This window comes from Candidatus Thiosymbion oneisti (assembly GCF_900092655.1).
In the GTDB taxonomy this organism is placed as follows: domain Bacteria; phylum Pseudomonadota; class Gammaproteobacteria; order Chromatiales; family Chromatiaceae; genus Thiosymbion; species Thiosymbion oneisti.
This window is the reverse complement of sequence record NZ_FLUY01000249.1, coordinates 1-17,844: the sequence shown is the minus strand read 5'-3', so window position 1 is coordinate 17,844 and position 17,844 is coordinate 1. Positions and strand designations below refer to the sequence as shown.

Annotated in this window: 17 protein-coding genes and 1 pseudogene; 11 read left to right on the top strand and 7 right to left on the bottom strand. The window is 62.3% G+C overall.

The features are described from left to right. Positions 1-180: 180 nt before the first annotated feature. The 4 genes and pseudogenes from BQ17_RS02185 to BQ17_RS02170 form a co-directional block, all read right to left on the bottom strand. Entirely contained in the window at positions 181-849 is a 669-nt protein-coding gene (locus tag BQ17_RS02185; RefSeq protein ID WP_089724094.1) for a class I SAM-dependent methyltransferase, read from the bottom strand. Between the two features lie 4 nt (positions 850-853). After that, positions 854-2,104, bottom strand: a complete 1,251-nt coding sequence (gene lysA / locus BQ17_RS02180; RefSeq protein WP_089724093.1) for a diaminopimelate decarboxylase — start codon at positions 2,102-2,104, stop codon at positions 854-856. A gap of 241 nt (positions 2,105-2,345) precedes the next feature. Beyond that, positions 2,346-2,468: pseudogene (gene lptM, locus BQ17_RS21300) on the bottom strand (LPS translocon maturation chaperone LptM); the annotation flags it as partial. Positions 2,469-2,940: 472 nt separating this feature from the next. Beyond that, on the bottom strand, positions 2,941-3,552 hold the full coding sequence (locus BQ17_RS02170; protein WP_089724091.1) for a chorismate--pyruvate lyase family protein: 612 nt from the start codon (positions 3,550-3,552) through the stop codon (positions 2,941-2,943). Between the two features lie 508 nt (positions 3,553-4,060). On the opposite strand from BQ17_RS02170, the gene BQ17_RS02165 reads away from it, so the two are divergent. Next, complete coding sequence (locus BQ17_RS02165) at positions 4,061-4,261, top strand: alanine-zipper protein (RefSeq protein ID WP_089724090.1); 201 nt, start codon at positions 4,061-4,063, stop codon at positions 4,259-4,261. Positions 4,262-4,267: 6 nt separating this feature from the next. On the opposite strand, the gene BQ17_RS02160 is transcribed toward BQ17_RS02165, so the two are convergent. Beyond that, complete coding sequence (locus BQ17_RS02160; protein WP_089724089.1) at positions 4,268-5,227, bottom strand: L,D-transpeptidase family protein; 960 nt, start codon at positions 5,225-5,227, stop codon at positions 4,268-4,270. A gap of 253 nt (positions 5,228-5,480) precedes the next feature. Continuing rightward, positions 5,481-6,125 carry a 2-polyprenyl-3-methyl-6-methoxy-1,4-benzoquinone monooxygenase gene (gene coq7, locus BQ17_RS02155; protein WP_089724088.1) on the bottom strand — a complete coding sequence of 215 codons (645 nt, stop codon included), beginning with the start codon at positions 6,123-6,125 and terminating at the stop codon, positions 5,481-5,483. Between the two features lie 110 nt (positions 6,126-6,235). Here coq7 and BQ17_RS02150 point away from each other — a divergent pair, with 110 nt between their 5' ends. Both BQ17_RS02150 and BQ17_RS02145 read left to right on the top strand, forming a co-directional pair. Then, a complete protein-coding gene (locus BQ17_RS02150) occupies positions 6,236-6,550 on the top strand; it encodes a (2Fe-2S) ferredoxin domain-containing protein (RefSeq protein ID WP_089724087.1) in 315 nt (104 codons plus the stop codon). Positions 6,551-6,698: 148 nt separating this feature from the next. Then, complete coding sequence (locus BQ17_RS02145; RefSeq protein ID WP_089724086.1) at positions 6,699-7,430, top strand: UDP-2,3-diacylglucosamine diphosphatase; 732 nt, start codon at positions 6,699-6,701, stop codon at positions 7,428-7,430. A 507-nt stretch (positions 7,431-7,937) separates the two neighbouring features. Here BQ17_RS02145 and BQ17_RS02140 read toward each other — a convergent pair. Further along, positions 7,938-9,176, bottom strand: a complete 1,239-nt coding sequence (locus BQ17_RS02140) for a glycerate kinase type-2 family protein (protein ID WP_089724085.1) — start codon at positions 9,174-9,176, stop codon at positions 7,938-7,940. A gap of 53 nt (positions 9,177-9,229) precedes the next feature. Here BQ17_RS02140 and BQ17_RS02135 point away from each other — a divergent pair, with 53 nt between their 5' ends. The 8 genes from BQ17_RS02135 (at position 9,230) to BQ17_RS02100 (ending at position 17,571) form a co-directional block, all read left to right on the top strand. Continuing rightward, complete coding sequence (locus tag BQ17_RS02135; RefSeq protein ID WP_089724084.1) at positions 9,230-9,484, top strand: hypothetical protein; 255 nt, start codon at positions 9,230-9,232, stop codon at positions 9,482-9,484. 654 nt (positions 9,485-10,138) lie between these two features. Further along, on the top strand, positions 10,139-10,513 hold the full coding sequence (crcB, locus tag BQ17_RS02130) for a fluoride efflux transporter CrcB (RefSeq protein WP_176722251.1): 375 nt from the start codon (positions 10,139-10,141) through the stop codon (positions 10,511-10,513). Further along, entirely contained in the window at positions 10,510-10,830 is a 321-nt protein-coding gene (locus tag BQ17_RS02125; protein ID WP_256091444.1) for a DUF190 domain-containing protein, read from the top strand. Before crcB ends, BQ17_RS02125 begins: the two co-directional genes overlap by 4 nt. Next, positions 10,824-12,098, top strand: coding sequence for a serine--tRNA ligase (serS, locus tag BQ17_RS02120; protein WP_089724083.1), 1,275 nt, complete (start codon positions 10,824-10,826; stop codon positions 12,096-12,098). The genes BQ17_RS02125 and serS overlap by 7 nt, the downstream gene beginning before the upstream one ends. 464 nt (positions 12,099-12,562) lie before the next feature. Beyond that, positions 12,563-13,180: a hypothetical protein gene (locus BQ17_RS02115; RefSeq protein WP_089724082.1), complete on the top strand. Its 618-nt coding sequence runs from the start codon at positions 12,563-12,565 to the stop codon at positions 13,178-13,180. A gap of 362 nt (positions 13,181-13,542) precedes the next feature. Then, a complete protein-coding gene (locus BQ17_RS02110) occupies positions 13,543-13,818 on the top strand; it encodes a UPF0175 family protein (RefSeq protein ID WP_089724081.1) in 276 nt (91 codons plus the stop codon). Continuing rightward, on the top strand, positions 13,815-14,303 hold the full coding sequence (locus tag BQ17_RS24860; RefSeq protein WP_500784407.1) for a PIN domain-containing protein: 489 nt from the start codon (positions 13,815-13,817) through the stop codon (positions 14,301-14,303). The genes BQ17_RS02110 and BQ17_RS24860 overlap by 4 nt, the downstream gene beginning before the upstream one ends. Positions 14,304-14,712: 409 nt before the next feature. Further along, complete coding sequence (locus BQ17_RS02100; RefSeq protein WP_256091445.1) at positions 14,713-17,571, top strand: ribonucleoside-diphosphate reductase subunit alpha; 2,859 nt, start codon at positions 14,713-14,715, stop codon at positions 17,569-17,571. The last annotated feature ends 273 nt before the right edge of the window (positions 17,572-17,844 follow it).

Here is a 17,844-nt window from a genome sequence, read left to right as displayed (position 1 = left end):
CGCACCAGAGAACACAAAGAACGCAGGGAATTGGCCTGCGCTCTTCTCTGTGTCCTCTGTGTCCTCTGTGGTTTAAATTTCATAGACTTAAAACTTACCCGCCACCGGAGAGCTTTCCGATTCGTGTCCATTTGCGGACTCTAAAAAGGGACCTTCTTCCCTGCACGGGATCTGCTGCGCTTAACCGAGCCGCCCCTGTACCGCCAGGTGGCGATCGCTGACGACGCCGACCTCGAGCTCGGAGAGCCCCGCCTGCTTGAGCTGGGCAACCACTTCCTGGGGCTCGAAGGCGGCGAACAGGGAGTTGCGGAAGTCCTTGCGCAACACCTCCGGGGCATCTGCGGCGTAGGCCACCACCAGGGACTCGGCCCACATGGCCGATGGGGGGCGCATCAGGTCCATAACCAGCACGCTGGCACCCGGCTTGGCGGCGGTGCGGATGCTTTGCCACAGGACCTGGGGATCGTGCAGGTGATGGAGCAGGCTGTTGGAGAGCACCAGATCATAGGCGGATTGGGGGATGCGCGTGGAGGGCAGGACATCCCGGACCAGCCGACAACGCCTGGCCAATCCCGGCCGCTCGTCCAGCGCCCGGCGGGCCTCCCCCAGCATGGCGGCCGAGCCGTCCAGCGCATCGCATTCGGCTTGGGGGTAGGCCTTAAGGAAGCGCAGGGTAATATCGGCCGGTCCGCAGCCCAGATCCAGGGCGCGGGTCCCGGTGAGCTCGCCCGGCTTCAGGGCGTCGAGCAACCGGATGAAGAGCGCGTTGGGCTCGGAGGAGTCGGCTTGGGCGTAGGCGCGGGCCTGTTCGGCCTCCGTCATCAATTCGGGTTCCGGTCGGCGTTGCATCGGGTTATCCGGGCAGGACAGATTCGCCCCGGTAAAGGTCTGTGAGGGATTCGCGGCGTCTTACCAGGTAGGATTCGGCGCCATCCACCATGACCTCCGCGACCCGTGGGCGGCTGTTGTAGTTGGAGCTCATGCTAAAGCCATAGGCACCGCTGGAACGCACCGCCAGCAGGTCGCCCGGGGTCAAGGTCAGAGCCTGCTCCTCGGCGAGAAAGTCCCCCGTCTCGCAGACCGGACCCACCAGATCGTAACGGGCACGCGCTCCGGTGCGATTACGCAGCACGGGTACGACCTGCTGCCGTGCCTGGTAGAGGGCCGGGCGCAGCAGGTCGTTCATCGCCGCATCGACGATGGCGAAGTGTCGACGCCCGGTGGCCTTGAGGTACTCCACCCGGGTCAGCAGGATTCCCGCATTGCCGGCGATGGCCCGCCCCGGCTCCAGGATGAGCGTGTAGCGGCGTCCTGTGAGGAGATGATCGAGGGCCCGGGCGTAGACATCCGGCGCCGGCGGTTGCTCGTCGGTGTAGCGGATACCGAGCCCCCCGCCCAGATCCAGATGGACGATGGGGATACCGGATTGCTCCAGCCTGTCCGCCAACGTCAGGACCCGTTCCAGGGCGGTGACGAAGGGGGCAAGCTCCGTCAGCTGGGAGCCGATGTGGCAGTCGATGCCGGTCACCAGCAGATTGGGTAAGGTCGCCGCCCGCTGGTAGACGGCCTCCGCTGCCTGGATGTCGATGCCGAACTTGTTCTCCTTGAGTCCCGTGGCGATGTAGGGATGGGTGCGGGCATCTACGTCCGGGTTGACCCGCACGGCAACAGGGGCCTGGGTGCCCAGCTCCCCGGCGATGGCATCGATGCGCTCCAACTCCTGCTCCGACTCGATGTTGAAGCAGCGGATGTTCAGCTCCAGGGCCCGGCGGATCTCGTCACCGCGCTTGCCGACACCGGAGAAGATCACCTTGGAGACATCTCCGCCGGCGGCCAGCACCCGGGTGAGCTCACCCACGGAGACGACGTCGAAACCCGAACCCAGGCGCGCCAGGACGTTCAGTACCGCGAGGTTGGGATTGGCCTTGACGGCGAAGCAGATCAGGTGAGACCGATTTCCGAATGCATCATCGAAGGCGCGCCAATGACGCTCGAGGGCGGCGCGGGAATAGACGTAGCAGGGGGTACCGAAGCGCTCCGCGATGGCGGCGACGGGCAGATCTTCGGCGTGTAACTCGGTACCCCGGTACTGAAAGTAGTCCATCGATCTATTCCTGCTCCGGCTGTTCAACCCCGGAAGCCGCCGTGGGCCCTGCCTTCACTGCCGACTCATCCTCGGTTGCAACTTGCCGCACCGCGTCGGCCTCAGCACCGGCCGTCGTTTGCTGCGCGGGTTCCGGTTCCGGCTGCCTGGCTTCGGAAGCCGTCGCGGGTCCTGCTTCCGCCGCTGCCTTGCCATCGGCTTTAGCCTGCCGTACCGCCTTGGTCTCGGTACCCGCCGTCGTTTGCTGCGCGGGTTCCGGCTCCGGGAGGTAGAGATCCCCCTTTTGACCGCAGGCGACGATCATCTGTCCCATACCCGACAGGGTGATGACCGCGATCAGGAGATAGTGTGCCCGACAACGCATGTTCAGATCCGCTGGAATTTTGGGTAGTGGTGAATTCTAGTGCCTGGTTTCGATCGATTCTGCTAGTTTTGGCGCTGGAGCGTGAAAGCCAAGCGTGTGAGCCAACAGCCCGCGTAGGGTGGGAAAGGCCAGGCGCCGTCCCGCAGGGAGCCTGGCCGCATCCCACCGCAAGGCGGGATGAGCGGCGCTTTCCCGCCCTACGGTCCTCGACCGAACACCCAAGCACGCGCTGACCCGACCGACGGACTAGGGCGCGTAGCCTCTCCGAGACCCTCCGCGGCGCGGAGCTTCCGCGTTCCCACGCGGCGCGTGGGAACGAGAGCACTATCTGATCCTCGCTATATCGAACCACGGATAGACACAGATAAACACGGATTGGTCTCCATCCGTGTCGATCCGTGTTCATCCGTGGTTCTTGCCGACAGCGACTCACGACTCGTCGATTTGAGGTGAAGCCTCGCTAGTCATTCGATCATCTGTATAAATCTAGGGGAAAGTGCTCGGTAATCAGGATCACCGGCTCGCCGTCGATGAGGATGCGATAGGTGCGGAAGACGAGATCCGATTCCTCAGGGGCGGTCGGGTCGCCGCTCCCACCCGCCGGCTCGATACCTATCTCCAGCACCTCACGGTAGCTCTCCAGGCCACTGTCGCGAATCAGTACGCCGATGCCGATCCGGCGGCTGATCAGCTGTAACTTGAAAGCCTCCGGCATCAGCTGGGTGCGTATGACCGAGAAGGCCGTGGCATAGGCGCGTTTGCTTTCCATGCCGTTGAGACGCGCGCGGCGGATCAACACCCGGTCGCCGGGGTCGATCCGTATCCACGGGATGGGACGCTCGGCGTGGACGAACTCCTGTCTTAGGGTCACGACCTCCACCGGCTCCCAGAAATAGGCCTCGAGGATCTTGGTGACGGTGCCGTCCATGACCAGAAGGGCACGCAAGAACGGCGGCAGCTCGCGGATCGGCATGTCCGCTCCGCCGGCGCGCCGGATGTGGGCATCGCCCAGGAAGCCCTGGTGGCCTCGGAAGGGGTTCCCATCCCCGGTATCTTCTGTCTTGTCGTAGTAGCGCCGTACCATCTCAGCGGATCTTGGTCATGTATGCGCTCGTTCCCACGTTCCAGCGTGGGAACGCCGTCTTGTCCGCTCCAGCGGACTCAGCTCCTCTGCGTTAATCGGTGTTGGCGGTTAGCCTACCGAGGCGCTTAATCGACGCTGGAGCGTCAGATCCCTCCTCCGTCGGGACCAGGTTTCATGACGCTGGAGCGTCTGGATTTGGCTCCCACGCTGGAGCGTGGGAGCCAGAGGCTGATTTGTGGGGATACCTCAGGATCAGGCCTCTAAATACCCGCGTCGGTCCCGGCTGCTGCCGGCGAGGTTGGGATCGACTGCCTTACTTTTCTTCAAATTAAGAGGATATCATCTCAGCTGCGTGTTGCGTGTTGCGTGTTGCGTGTTGCGTGTAGCCTTGCAATAGGTTTAGACCCCTTATCCTACATACGCTATTATTCTCAATGCTCGGAAAAATCCCACTCAATGTGATATAAAAAAGGGCCGATTGGCTTTTTCCACACAAGGAGACACACCAATGTCGAAAACGATTACGCTCACTTCTCTGTCCGCAGCTGCCGTCTTGGGCATCGGCCTACTCGGTGGATGCGCTACGGTCACTAAGGACCTTGAGAAGAAGGTCCAGGAAGCCTACGACAAGGCCACCGACGCTCAGGCGTGCTGCGACGCCAACACCGAGCGCTTGGACCGCATGTTCCAGAAGACGATGCGCAAGTAAGCGCAGTCAGAAGATCCTATCCAGATAGAGCCGCTGCGGCGGCTGTTGCCGGCCTCCCACCAAGTGTGGAAGGCCGGTATTTTCTTTTATGGCCCTACGCACTTCCCTCCAGTCCACATTCACCCCCTGCGCCTCGGCGATCGACGTTGGGATGACCTCCTTGGGGGATCCAGGCTTGTCTTTGTCCTTGGCGTGGACCTCCAGATAGAGGTCATTGTCGCGCCAACCGACCTTGAAGGGTTGGTAGACGATCGTGACGGGTGTGGCGATCGGGACCTCCGGGAACAGCTGCTCGATGTCCTCCGGGTACATACGGATACAACCGTGGCTGACCTGCATACCGAGCCCCCAGGGCTTGTTGGTGCCGTGGATGAGATACTTCTTGGCGCTCAGGCGCAGGGCGTATTGTCCCAAGGGATTGTCCGGCCCTGCCGGAACTACCGCCGGCAGAATCTCTCCCTGCTCCGCGTGCTCAGCGCGAATAGAGGCCGGGGGCGTCCAGGTCGGGTCCTTGACCTTGCTCACAATGCTGAAGTTACCGAGCGGCGTGTCCCAGCCCTCGCGCCCGATGCTGACGGCGTAGGTGACCACTTTGCCGGACGTGGGGAAGTAATAGAGCCGTTTCTCCGCCAGGTTGAGCACTAGTCCCTGTCGCGGGGCCTGGGGCAACACATATTGAGCGGGCACGAGGACATGGGTACCCTTGCCCGGTAACCAGGTGTCCACCCCGGGATTGGCGGACTTCATCTCGTCATAGCCGAATCCGCTCCGGCGGCCCAGATCCAACAGGGTATCCTTGCGCCCGCTCTTCACATAGAAGATTTGGCCGAAGACACTGTCATCAGGGTTCGGGAGCCAATAGCCGGTCTGGGCCGCCGGCAACGCACAACTGACGCCCACCAGGGCGAGACCAAGCGCCACTACCCATCCCGATTGCGAGTTCCTCTGCGGTTGCTGTCGTTTCATTAGGCCCCTCCAATTTTCGCGGCAGTGGTTAAGGTCGCCTCAAGTGGGTGCCGCTTGCCCAGGCCGCAAAGATCAAAGCCACTCCCATGGACGATTCGGCCGAGCAATGTGTTCGATGCGGGTCATCGACAGGATTCATGGTAGGCGAGTCCCAATCGAGAACGGTAAGGTGACAAGGCCTCCGTTTCAAGCTCCCGGTGTCCTTTTTCCCAACGCCCGAAATCAGCCGTTCGGTTGTGAATGTCAACCCACCCTAGATCCGGTAAACACTGCGGGTCATGACCTTCGACGCCAAGCGCATGGCGAGCTTGACCGGTCCCGGCAGGGATACGCCTCCGGCGGCGTGAGCTATTTCCGCGTGGTGAATCTCGTCCGCCTTCATCTCGTCGAGGACGGCGCGGGTCTTCCGGTCGATTACGGGGATCTTAGCTAAATGCTGGTCCAGGTGACCTTCCACCTGGCGCTCGGTCTCGACCACGAACCCCAGGCTCCATTTGTCACCCGCCAGCCCGGCGAGGGCGCCGATGGTGAAGGAGCCCGCGTACCACAACGGATTAAGGAGGCTCTTGCGGTCGCCGAGCTCATCGATGCGGGTCTCACACCATTGGAGGTGGTCGTTCTCTTCCCGGGCCGAGCGCTCCATAGCGCGTCGTACCTCGGGTAGACGGGCGGTGAGGGCCTGACCCTGGTAAAGGGCCTGGGCACAAACCTCCCCGGTATGGTTGATCCGCATCAGGCGTGCGATGTGTCTGCGCTCCTGCTCGGAGAGCTCGGTCTCGGCGATACCCCCGGCCGGATTGGGCCGCCCGGTGGTCTGCGGTCTGCCGAAGACGGTGCGTACGGCCCGGTCCAGATTGAGCAGGACCCGGTCGAGGGGACTGAACTTGCGTGTGGTCATGGCTGATAAAGCGGGTAGTTCGATGATAGCTGCCTTTGATTGTGCGCCGGCGATCAGGCGGGTTCAAGATGGTAACCTGTGCCCATCATTCCAGCAGTCGGATGTCGATCATGGCTTATTATCGTTACCATGTATTTTTCTGCACCAACCAGCGGGACGACGGCAGCCAATGTTGCGCCCAGTGCGACGCGTCGGGTCTGCGCGATCACATGAAGCGGCGTTCCAAGGAGCTGGGCATCGCAGGTCCCGGGGGCGTTCGCATCAACACGGCAGGTTGCCTGGACCGTTGCGCCGAAGGTCCGGTGATCGTGGTCTATCCCGAGGCTACCTGGTACACCTATGTGGACCGGGAAGACATCGAGGAGATCCTGACCGAACACCTAGTCGGAGGCCGGAGCGTGGAACGCCTGCGATTATCGGATTGAAGCGCCATAAAGCAGCGTGATTCTACAAGCCGTTTCTCGCACCCGCGGGCAAGGGTTTGTAACGACATCCTCCATCCGCAGATTACGCAGTTCTTTGTACAGTCTCGCCGCGGACTCTGTTCCGGACCCCCGACCGACCCCTCCCCCAATGCCCGCTACCCTCTTCATCTCCGATCTCCACCTGGCCCCCGACCGACCAGTCACGGTCGAGTGCTTTCTCGGCTTTCTCCGCAAGCGCGCGCGGGAGGCCCAGGCTCTCTACATCCTCGGTGATCTGTTCGATACCTGGATCGGCGATGACGACGACCAACCCCCCTATCCCGAGATCCGCGCCGCATTGCGCAGGCTGACGGAAGCAGGCACCAGCTGCTACCTGATGCACGGCAACCGGGATTTTCTGATCGGGCGCACCTTCACCCGTGATACCGGCTGTACACTGCTCGCAGACCCTACATCGGTGGAGCTGGCGGGAACCCCTACCCTGCTCATGCACGGGGATCTGTTGTGTACAGACGACGTGCCCTATCAGAAGTTCCGCCGACGCATACGCAACCCCGTCGTGCGGCGTCTTTTTCTCTGGAAGTCCCTACCCAAGCGGCGCGCCATCGCCGACGACTACCGCCGGAAGAGTGGCGTGGCCATAGCAGAGAAGACACCAGCGATCATGGACGTGAACCAGCGGACGGTTGAAGAATACATGCGTCGTTTTTCAGCCCGACGGCTGATCCACGGCCATACCCACCGACCGGCGGACCATTCCTTCACGCTCGACGGCAACCCCGTGACCCGTCTTGTGCTCGCCGAATGGCACGCAGACCGGGGTGAAATATTAGCGGTCTCGGAGAACGGCTGGGAGCGAGAAGAGATCAGGCCCGGTTAGCGTCGTGTTGTGTTAAGACGTCGATTCCGGCACCACCGCCCGTAGGATGCGGTGAGCGTGGTAGGTCTTACAGGATGGCACCACGAGGAGGCGCGAACCGCATCAATGGTGCGATGAGCACCTGCCGACCGTCCCAGGGACGGGGCAGGCAGGCCGCGAACCGCATCTGTGGACAGTGGGCGTACCCAACTGGTCGGGTACGGGCCATTCATTGATGCGGTTCGCGCGAGAAGGGCCTGGACCGGCTAGTAAGCTCGGAGCCAGCGCGCTCACCGCATCCTACACTCGACGCGAGGTCCGTGCGGGCAGACCGCGTGGTGGGAAATATGGGTGTAGGTTGCGTTAAGACGGCGGTACTGAACCGGCGGACGATCAGCGAGACTTGGTGCGTCGCAACGCAAACCGAAATCGGGATCGGGACCGCAATCGGAATCCCGATTTCGACCCCGATTTCGATTTCGAGCATGGCGCATCCCTATCTACTTGGCTGATGCGGTTCGCTAAACGTCAACCCACCTTAAGACCCAACACCAGATCCATCACATTGGTGCCGGTGGGACCGGTGTGGATCAGATCGCCGGTGGCGGCCAGCAGGGTACCCGCATCCGCCGCGGCCAGCGTGGCATCGGCGTCGAATCCGGCCTGTTCCGCCCGGTACAGGGTGCCGCCGTCCACCAGGCCGCCGGCATCGTCGGTGGGGCCGTCGGTGCCGTCGGTACCGCCGCTGAGCAGGCAGCAGTCATCCCGTCCGGCCAATACCACCGCCGCGGACAGGGCCAGCTGCTGATTGCGCCCGCCGCGCCCAGGGCGCTCGGGCAGACGCACAGTCGTCTCGCCACCCCAGATATGTAGCCCGGTCGGTCCGTCGAGTAACCGCCGGGCCAGCGCCCTTCCCCGCTCGGCAGCATCGCCTGCCAGGAATTCCCGATGCAGATGGACCTCGAGCCCTGCATCCCGAGCAACGGCCGCAGCGGTATCCTTGGCGATGTCCAGGGTTGCCACCAGCTCGATCTCGGGGCCTTGCTCCGGGATGCCGGTACGCTCGGCCATCGCCCGCTTGGTCCAGGTCCGTAGCCAATCCGGCAGCTCCAGCGCCGCCAGCCGCGCCGCGAGCCGGGGTTCGGGAACCAGCAGCCCGGAGCCGATGACGCCCGGATCGTCTCCTGGCACGTCCGAGATAGCCAGCACCCGCGGATCGCGTCCCCCGAGCCTGGTCAGGAGCCCACCACCCTTGATGCGGGAGACCGACTTGCGGATGAGGTTCATGGCCTCGATCGGCAATCCGCTGCCCAGGAGCCAAGCGTTGATGCGCGCCAACTCCGCGCGACCGAGCCCGGCGGCCGGCACCTCCACGAGACTGGAGGCGCCACCGGAAATCAGAAACAGCAAGGTCTCTTCACCCGCTCCGTCCAACACCCGTTGCAGACGCCGTCCCGCATCCAGACTGCCGTCGGTGGGGACGGGATGCCCACCGACAACGCCTTCAAGGCCGAAGCGCGTCAGCTGCCCGGGGACCAGATGGCCCGGCTTGGAGATCACCAGCCCGCCACGGATCCGCTCGCCCAGGGCGTCCCAGGCGCCCTCGGTCATGGACTGGGCCGCCTTGCCCACAGCGATGAGGGTCACGGCTCCCTCGATTCCCCGTGCCCGCAAGGCCCGCCGCACCACCGACCGCCCCCGCACTGCCCCCAGGGCTTGATCGAAGACTCCGGCGAGCAGGCGACGAGGGACAGCATCGACTTCCATTGGAAACCTCCGCGACGAGACACAACGAGGTATAAAATGGCAAAGATAAAAGAATGAACAGGTTCCGCTCAACGAAACTTTGCCGGAAATGCAGCTCGCCCGCCCTGCCCTTCTTCGTGGTGTTCTTCGTCGCCGGGGTAAGCGCCTATCTCACCTGGTTGACGCTCACCTACTCCGGGGTCGGGAAGATAGAGCTCATCGCCGGGAGCGTCGGCGTCTTCCTCGCCGTCGGGGCCACACTCCTGCACTATGTCGTCAGCTGTATGAAACGCCACTGCCGCCACGACCAGGCGCCGGAACACCGGTAGGTTGGGCAAAATTCGTAGGATAATGGTATGGACCCATCCCCCTTCACTGCCGGCTCTGCCTACCGCCCCAGGGACGGGGCCGGCAGGCAGCAAACCGCATCTTTGGATGGTCCGCCTGCCTGTGCGTCCCGCACGCAGACAGGTGCCCAACATTGGTTGTTCCGGGTTGGGCACGTCGCCTGCCTGCGGGGAGGTACCCGTCATTGATGGGCACACTTCGCTTGGTGCATCCTAACCAGCAGCCGCGGCTTAAGAAACCGCCAGGGAATGACCGCATCTTAAAACCAGCTTGATGGGCGCTTGCTTTGCCCATACCCCGGCGGAAACGGTAGCCGATTAATTCAATTTATGGATCGGAGGTGAATTTTTGTGGATCAGGAGGCAAATTGGACTTGCATCGGAACAGAGTATCTACGGCTTTGCTCAACCGATTTCCGTGAGCGGGGATCTTCGAGCGCCTCTGCGGATTCGGAAGACAGGGTTGTCGGGTTACGGCGGGTTCGGTCCCGCAGATACCCGTCAACGCCGGAAGGCGCGCCTAACCCGACCTACCACAACAAGGTTATATAGGCTCGCCCCGGCCGCCGCGTGCCAAACACGGTGGGAGACGGCGCACCGGTGTAGACTATCTGACTTTGGGAGGAGGACAGGGGCTTGCTGCAGATCTTGGCCATTGCCGGCGGCGGTGCATTGGGGGCCCTGGGGCGTTTTTGGATGTCGAGCGGTGTCTATCGCCTGCTGGGCCGGGACCTGCCCTGGGGGACACTGGTGGTAAACACCCTGGGGTCCTTTCTGATGGGCCTGCTGTTTGTGCTCTTCATGGAGCGGTCGACCGCCGGGCCAGAGCTGCGGGCCGCCGTGCTGGTGGGGTTTCTGGGGGCCTTCACCACCTTTTCCACCTTCTCGATGGAGACCCTGGCACTGATTGAAGGGGGCTATCCGGGCCGAGCCTTGCTCAACCTGGTGCTGAGTGTGCTGGTCTGTGTGTTGGCCTGCTGGGTGGGCCTGTTGCTTGGGAGGTGGTTGTGAGTCGCGTCCGCGTCCTGATGGTCCGGGTCTATCTCTCGGAGTCGGATCACGAGATGAAATCCCTACTCAGATGCCTGCATGACGAGCTACAGGTGTGCGGCGTCACCGTCATGCGGGGGATCGCCGGCTATGGGGGCTCGGGGGTGGTACACGAGGCCTCGCTGGTGGATCTCTCGGTGGATCTGCCGTTGGTGCTCGAGTTCTTCGACCTGCCGGAGAAGGCGGAGCGGGCCATCGAGCGGATTGCGGATTTCGTCGCGCCAGGGCATGTGGTGTCCTGGCCGGTTACCATCGAAGGGAACGGGAAACCATGCTAGATCCTCGACGGTTGCGGAGCGAGCGCTCCTTTGTAGCCGCGCAGTTGGCACGGCGGGGCGTGACGTTGGACAAGGAGCGCTGCGAGGCCCTGGAGACCCAGCGCAAGGCGTTGCAGGTCGAGACCCAGGCGCTGCAGAACGAGCGCAACCGCCGTTCCAAAGCTATCGGCAAGGCCAAGGCCGCGGGGGAAGACACGGCACCCCTGCTGGCGGAGGTGGCCGACCTGGGCGAGCGGCTCAAAACGGCCCAGGCGCGGCTTGCCGACCTGCAGGAAGCATTGCAGGGGCTCGCCCTGGATCTGCCGAACCTCCCCCACGCCAGCGTCCCGGACGGTACGGGGGAGAATGACAATCGCGAGGAGCGGCGTTGGGGCGAGCCGCGGGTCTTCGACTTCGCGCCCAAAGATCACGTGGACCTGGGCGTGCCCAGGGGCTGGATGGATTTCGACACGGCGGCCAAGCTGGCCGGCTCGCGCTTCGTGGTCCTGAGCGGTCCCCTGGCCCGACTGCACCGGGCCTTGATCCAATTCATGCTGGACATCCACACCGCCGAGCACGGCTATACCGAGACCTATGTGCCCTATCTGGTCAATGCGGAGAGTCTGTACGGCACGGCTCAACTGCCGAAGTTCGAGGCGGACCTGTTCAAGATTCCGGGGGAGCGGGATCTGTTCCTGATCCCTACCGCGGAGGTCCCGGTCACCAATCTGGTCCGGGATTGCATCATCGATGCCGATTACATGCCCCGCAAGTGGGTGGCCCACACCCCCTGTTTCCGCAGCGAGGCGGGCTCCTACGGCAAGGACACCCGAGGCATGATCCGCCACCACCAATTCGAGAAGGTGGAGCTGGTACAGGCGGTGCGTCCGCAGGACTCCCATGCCACCCTGGAAGAGCTCACCGGCCATGCCGAGACGATCCTTAAGCGTCTTGGCCTGCCTTACCGGGTGGTGACCCTGTGCACGGGGGATCTCGGTTTCTCCGCCGCCAAGACCTATGATCTGGAGGTCTGGCTGCCGGGCCAACAGAGATACCGGGAGATTTCGTCCTGCAGCAATTTCGAGGATTTTCAGGCGCGGCGGATGCAGGCCCGTTGGCGCAACCCGGAGACCGGCAGGCCCGAGCTGGTCCATACCCTCAACGGCTCGGGCCTGGCCGTAGGCCGGACCCTGGTGGCAGTGCTAGAGAACTATCAGCAGGCGGACGGCAGCGTGCGGATACCCGAGGCGTTGCGGGGCTATCTGGGCGGGATGGAGATGCTGGACTGATTACCAGCCCGCGTAGGATGGGGTGAGCGTCGGCCCCAGGGACGGGGCCGGAGCGAACCGCATCAATTTGAACCGCAAAGGCGCGGGTAGTGGTAAATTTCTAACTGATAGAGTAGTTGATAGTCCCAAAAGAATTGAGTCCGCCGAGCCGCGCAGCAACCCAACCTAACCCTCTACCAGCTAAAGATTTACCACTACCCGCGAGCGCATGGTCCCAGCTCTCGGCACGGGTACGCAAAGCCTCCGGCGGGCCGGATGAGCGCGTATAAAACCTTTTAAAAACATCGCCTTATCTGATCAGATCCGAGCGAACCTTAGAAGTTGGCTTGCCAAAACGGCGGATAAGGCGTATTACTGTTTATAAGTATAATTCCAGGAATAATTTTTAAATGGGTAATAAATATTTTTTAGAGAGAATAAATTTTATTTTGGGTGGGCGGAAAAAACACCCGTGGGGACGGGCCTTGGGTATTCGAGGCACACGCATCACCCAGATGTTTCTGGGTCAGGTGCCGACGGCGGACGCCCTGGAGATCATTCATCGAGCAGAGGGAGTCTCTATCGATTGGCTGTTGACGGGGGATGCCGCACCCTTCTGTGTGCGGCACCTCACAGACCAGGATGGAGTAGCCTTGCTCCGGAAGCAAAACGGAGATGAGCAGTATCATCTACTGACCACATCGGAGCTCACACGAATACCGGCCCTGGTGCTTACTCGCTCCGAGCGGCGGCCTATTGCCCGGAACGCCGTGACCCAATACATAGCCACCATCCTGGTGGCCGAGGTAGGACATGCGATGATGCAGGAGATGGCAATGGATCGCCTGCATCTCACTGCGATCGGCGAGCCGGAGCTGGAACGGCTGCAGGCGGGCAAACTGGGTCCCTACGAGCTACGGCAAACCTTCCTGCCTCATAGTCGCCGGGTGGAAGCAGCGGATCTGCACCGGATTACCGAACTCCTAGGTCGCCAGGGTCCCGCCGAGCTTTCCCACCAGGAGTCCGCCCTGTTGTGTGCCTACCGCAGGCAACCGGAGCATAAGCAAGCCGCCTACCGCGTCCTGTTGGACGTAGAGCTGTAGGGAGGCGATGGCGCTTGCCGTCGGTGGCCGGTCTTCATATCTCACCGGCCTACACATTTTTAGGAGATTACCGGCCTGGTGGAATTCGCAGCCGCGCCCGCGCTGCCTCAAGCAAAATTCGTCGCGGCGAATTTTTTTCGCCCTGCTATTCGCCCTGCCATTCGCCCTGCCGGGGGTTGAGCTTCGGCCAAGCGAGCGCGAGCGAGAAACCGCCAGAGCGGTAATAGGCTGGCGGCAATGATATGCAGTCTATTGTAGTCATTGAGCAATCAACCTTTCACTTAGGAAGTCCTACTGCTTGTCCAGCGGTCCTCCTATGCTAGGATTCGGAAAGGCGTTTGCTATGAAAGGAAGGCTCGATCATGTCTGCTGTCTCGCTTCAGATACCGGAAGATGCCGCCCATTCTCTTAAGCTACCCCCCGGGCGGGCCAAAGAGGAATTACGGCATGAGTTTGCAGTCTTTCTCGTAAAAGAAGGCCTGCTCGATCGAGCGCCGGCGCGTCGGATCGCCCGAATGGAGCGAGTCGCATTCGATGAACTCCTTGCCCGACGGCGAGTGCCCTGGGGTGGGTCACCGGCAGACGCCCTCCGCGATCTCGACACCGCTCGTGCCGCGGCGAAACCGGCCGGTAGATAATCGTTTCCAATACCACCCCCCTGTCTTGTCTACTGAGGATCGGAAAGGCAGATCTACTCGAAAAACTCTACGGCAGCATTGCCATTCCGAAAGCTGTCGCCATCGAGCTGGACCTAGGTCAGGCTACACACGGCGATTGGCGGAACTCGCTCCCCTTTGTCCGGGAGATAGACCCTGCAACGGATAACCTACTGCGCCTGTTGGAGGCCGAAGTCGATGCCGGGGAGGCGGCAGCCATTGCATTGGCCTTACAGATTAAGAGCGACCTTTTGATCATCGACGATCTGACAGGCCATCGATCAGCGTCCCGGTTAAATCTGAATATTACAGGCACTGTGGGTGTGATCTTGGCAGCCTCTGATTCGGGCTTCATAGAGAACCCATTTGTCGCATTGGAGGAGCTGAGGGACCGTGGTGGATTGTGGCTGAGTGAACGGTTTCTGGAAGAGCTTCCACTTCTGACTCCCACGCTCCGAGGATGGTGAAAGGATTGCTGGATGTTCAGTCCGGTCCCCCCAACAGCGCCGAATCACTCAGGATTGTAACCCGCAACGCCTCCGGGCAAGGTCCGCACGGGCAGGCAGCACAGGAGGTAATATGGGTGTAGGTTGCGTTGAGACGCAAACCGGGCCTGGCCGTAGATCAATGAGCCGTTGGGCGTCGAAACGCAACACGTCAAACCCTCCAGACAACGCCAAATAATTCAGGATTACTCTAGGTCAACACAAGATATAGTAGTTGACAGCCTTTTGTCAGCGTATATATTGTGTTTATGGGTGTGTGTCCCACCACCCACCCCGTCCGTGGGAGAACCCAGAGAAAACCCCGAATCGAGCCGCCCGAGGAGGAAACGTGGCCCCTGATAAAGCGCCATCCATCGTTCCACCGGATCCCATTGCGTCGTCGTCCGCGCGCGAGCCGCAGGATAACCGGGCCGAGATCGCTGCCCGTGTTCCCGGACAGGTGCAGGTGATCCGACGCAACGCCGAGGTCACCCATTTCGATCCCAACAAGATCATGGTGGCCATGACCAAGGCCTTCCTGGCCGTCGAGGGATCCAACGCGGCCGCCTCCAGCCGGATCCATGATACCGTGAAGACCCTCACGGACCAGGTGGTGGGTGCCCTTACCCGCCGTCTGCCCGGTGGCGGCACGGTGCACATCGAGGACATCCAGGACCAGGTGGAGCTGGCCCTGATGCGTGCCGGCGAACACAAGGTGGCCCGCGCCTATGTGCTCTACCGGGAGCAGCGGGCCCGCGAGCGGGCCGAGAAGGCCGCCGTCGCACCGCGGGAAACACACCGGATCAAGGTTACCCGCGCCGACGGCAGCACTCACCCGTTGGACATGGCCCGTCTGCAGCGCTTGATGACGGAGGCCTGCCGAGGCCTGGCAGCGGTCGACGGCCAGGCCGTCCTGGACGACACCTGCCGCAACCTGTTCGACGGGATCAAGGAGGCGGACGTGAGCCAGGCCCTGGTTATGAGCGCCCGTGCCCTGATCGAGCAGGAGCCGGAGTACGGCTTTGTCGCCGCCCGCCTGCTGCTGGACATCCTACGCCGGGAGGCCCTAGGCTTCCTGGGGATGGCCGTGGGGGTCGAGACCCAGGCGGATCTGGCGGAACGCTACGGTGACTATTTCACCGCCTACGTCAAGCAGGCGGCGGATCTGGAGCTCTTGGATCGCCGCCTGACCCAGTACGACCTGGAACGCCTGGGCGCCGCCCTCGAGCCCGAGCGCGATCTCGCCTTCACCTATCTCGGGTTGCAGACCCTCTACGACCGCTACTTCATCCACAGCACGCACGGCGTGCGCTGCGAGCTGCCCCAGGCCTTCTTCATGCGGGTTGCCATGGGTCTCGCCATGAACGAGCTCGACCGCGAGGAACGGGCCATCGAGTTCTACCGGCTCCTGTCCTCCTTCGATTTCATGAGCTCGACCCCGACCCTGTTCAATGCCGGTACCCCGCGTCCCCAGCTGAGCTCCTGTTATCTGACCACCGTCCCGGACGACCTGGACGGCATCTACGGTGCCATCAAGGACAACGCCCTGCTGTCCAAATTCGCGGGCGGGCTGGGTAACGACTGGACCCGGGTGCGGGGCATGGGCGCCCATATCAAGGGCACCAACGGCAAGAGTCAGGGGGTGGTGCCCTTCCTCAAGGTAGCCAACGACACCGCGGTGGCGGTGAACCAAGGCGGCAAGCGCAAGGGCGCCGTCTGTGCCTATCTGGAGACTTGGCATATCGACGTGGAGGAATTCCTGGAGCTGCGCAAGAACACCGGCGACGACCGCCGGCGTACCCACGACATGAATACCGCCAACTGGGTGCCGGACCTGTTCATGAAACGGGTCGCCGAAGACGGCCCCTGGACCCTGCTCTCCCCGGACGAGACCCCGGACCTGCACGACCTCACTGGCCGCGCCTTCGAGGACACCTACTGCGCCTATGAGCAAAAGGCCGCCCGCGGCAAGCTGCGGGTCAGCAAGACCATCAAGGCCCTGGACCTGTGGCGCAAGATGCTCGGTATGCTGTTCGAGACCGGCCACCCCTGGCTCGCCTTCAAGGACCCCTGTAACCTGCGTTACACCAACCAGCACTTAGGACAGGTGCACAGCTCCAACTTGTGCACCGAAATCACCCTGCACACCAATGATCAGGAGATCGCCGTGTGCAACCTGGGCTCGGTGAACCTGGCCGCCCATGTGGGCGAACGGGGCCTGGACACGGACCGACTGGCTAGGACTGTCAGTACCGCCATGCGTATGCTCGACAATGTCATCGACTACAACTACTACAGCGTGCCCCAGGCCCGGAAGTCCAACCTGCGCCACCGCCCGGTAGGGCTCGGCATCATGGGCTTTCAGGATGCCCTCTACAAGCTGCGCATCCCCTACGCCGGCGAGGAAGCAGTACGCTTCGCCGATCTCTCCATGGAAGTCGTCGCCTACCACGCCATCCGCGCCTCCACCGACCTGGCCGAGGAGCGCGGGCGCTACCCCAGCTTCGAGGGCTCCCTGTGGAGCCGGGGCATCCTGCCCATCGACTCCATCGCCCAGCTCGAAGGGAGCCGCGGCGGTTATCTGCAGATGGACCGCGGCAGCACCCTGGACTGGGACGGGTTGCGGGAGCGGGTCCGCACTGTCGGCATGCGCAATTCCAACTGCATGGCCATCGCCCCGACGGCCACCATCTCTAACATCGTCGGGGTCGGCCAGTCCATCGAGCCCACCTATCAGAACCTGTTCGTCAAATCCAACCTGTCCGGGGAGTTCACGGTGGTCAATCCCTACCTGGTCAGAGACCTCAAGGAACGGGATCTGTGGGACCCGGTTATGGTCAACGACCTCAAGTACTACGACGGCTCCATCCAGGCCATCGACCGCATCCCCCAGGACCTCAAGGAGCTCTACGCCACCGCCTTCGAGATCGACCCCCGCTGGCTGGTCGAGGCCGCCAGTCGGCGCCAGAAATGGATCGACCAGGCCCAGAGCCTCAACCTCTACATGCGTGAGCCGAACGGAAAGAAATTGGACAACCTCTACAAGCTAGCCTGGGTACGGGGACTCAAGACCACCTACTACCTGCGCTCCATGGGTGCGACCCATCTGGAGAAATCCACCATGGAAGACGCCACCAAGGCCAGCCAACTGAATGCCGTGGGTGGCGATTATCCTTCCGGTAAGGACAATGGGACAGATGAACTCCAGGCCTGCTCGATACTAGACCCGGAATGCGAAGCCTGTCAGTAACCGCAAAGGCACGAAGGAATCGTAGGATGCGGTGAGCGCGGATCAGACATTCAGGACTGCACTGACCTGGACCGCGAATCGCATCGAGATGAACCACAAAGACGCGAAGGGCGCAAAGGAAGGCGAAGGATGATTGAACCACAGAGAGCAGTAGAGTAGAGAGCAGGTTCCCGTGTCCTTAGATGTGGCCTTAGATGTGTCCTTAGATGTGGCCTATCCGTTGCCGCCCCTTTCGTCTGGCGGTGCCTCACGAGCCAGATCATAGCCGCGGTC

Bases quoted from the DNA above. Each gene is read 5' to 3' on its own strand.
- BQ17_RS02185 (WP_089724094.1), bottom strand. From the start codon at position 849: ATGCAACGCCGACCGGAACCCGAATTGATGACGGAGGCCGAACAGGCC.
- lysA (WP_089724093.1), bottom strand. From the start codon at position 2,104: ATGGACTACTTTCAGTACCGGGGTACCGAGTTACACGCCGAAGATCTG.
- BQ17_RS02170 (WP_089724091.1), bottom strand. From the start codon at position 3,552: ATGGTACGGCGCTACTACGACAAGACAGAAGATACCGGGGATGGGAAC.
- BQ17_RS02165 (WP_089724090.1), top strand. From the start codon at position 4,061: ATGTCGAAAACGATTACGCTCACTTCTCTGTCCGCAGCTGCCGTCTTG.
- BQ17_RS02160 (WP_089724089.1), bottom strand. From the start codon at position 5,227: ATGAAACGACAGCAACCGCAGAGGAACTCGCAATCGGGATGGGTAGTG.
- coq7 (WP_089724088.1), bottom strand. From the start codon at position 6,125: ATGACCACACGCAAGTTCAGTCCCCTCGACCGGGTCCTGCTCAATCTG.
- BQ17_RS02150 (WP_089724087.1), top strand. From the start codon at position 6,236: ATGGCTTATTATCGTTACCATGTATTTTTCTGCACCAACCAGCGGGAC.
- BQ17_RS02145 (WP_089724086.1), top strand. From the start codon at position 6,699: ATGCCCGCTACCCTCTTCATCTCCGATCTCCACCTGGCCCCCGACCGA.
- BQ17_RS02140 (WP_089724085.1), bottom strand. From the start codon at position 9,176: ATGGAAGTCGATGCTGTCCCTCGTCGCCTGCTCGCCGGAGTCTTCGAT.
- BQ17_RS02135 (WP_089724084.1), top strand. From the start codon at position 9,230: ATGAACAGGTTCCGCTCAACGAAACTTTGCCGGAAATGCAGCTCGCCC.
- serS (WP_089724083.1), top strand. From the start codon at position 10,824: ATGCTAGATCCTCGACGGTTGCGGAGCGAGCGCTCCTTTGTAGCCGCG.
- BQ17_RS02110 (WP_089724081.1), top strand. From the start codon at position 13,543: ATGTCTGCTGTCTCGCTTCAGATACCGGAAGATGCCGCCCATTCTCTT.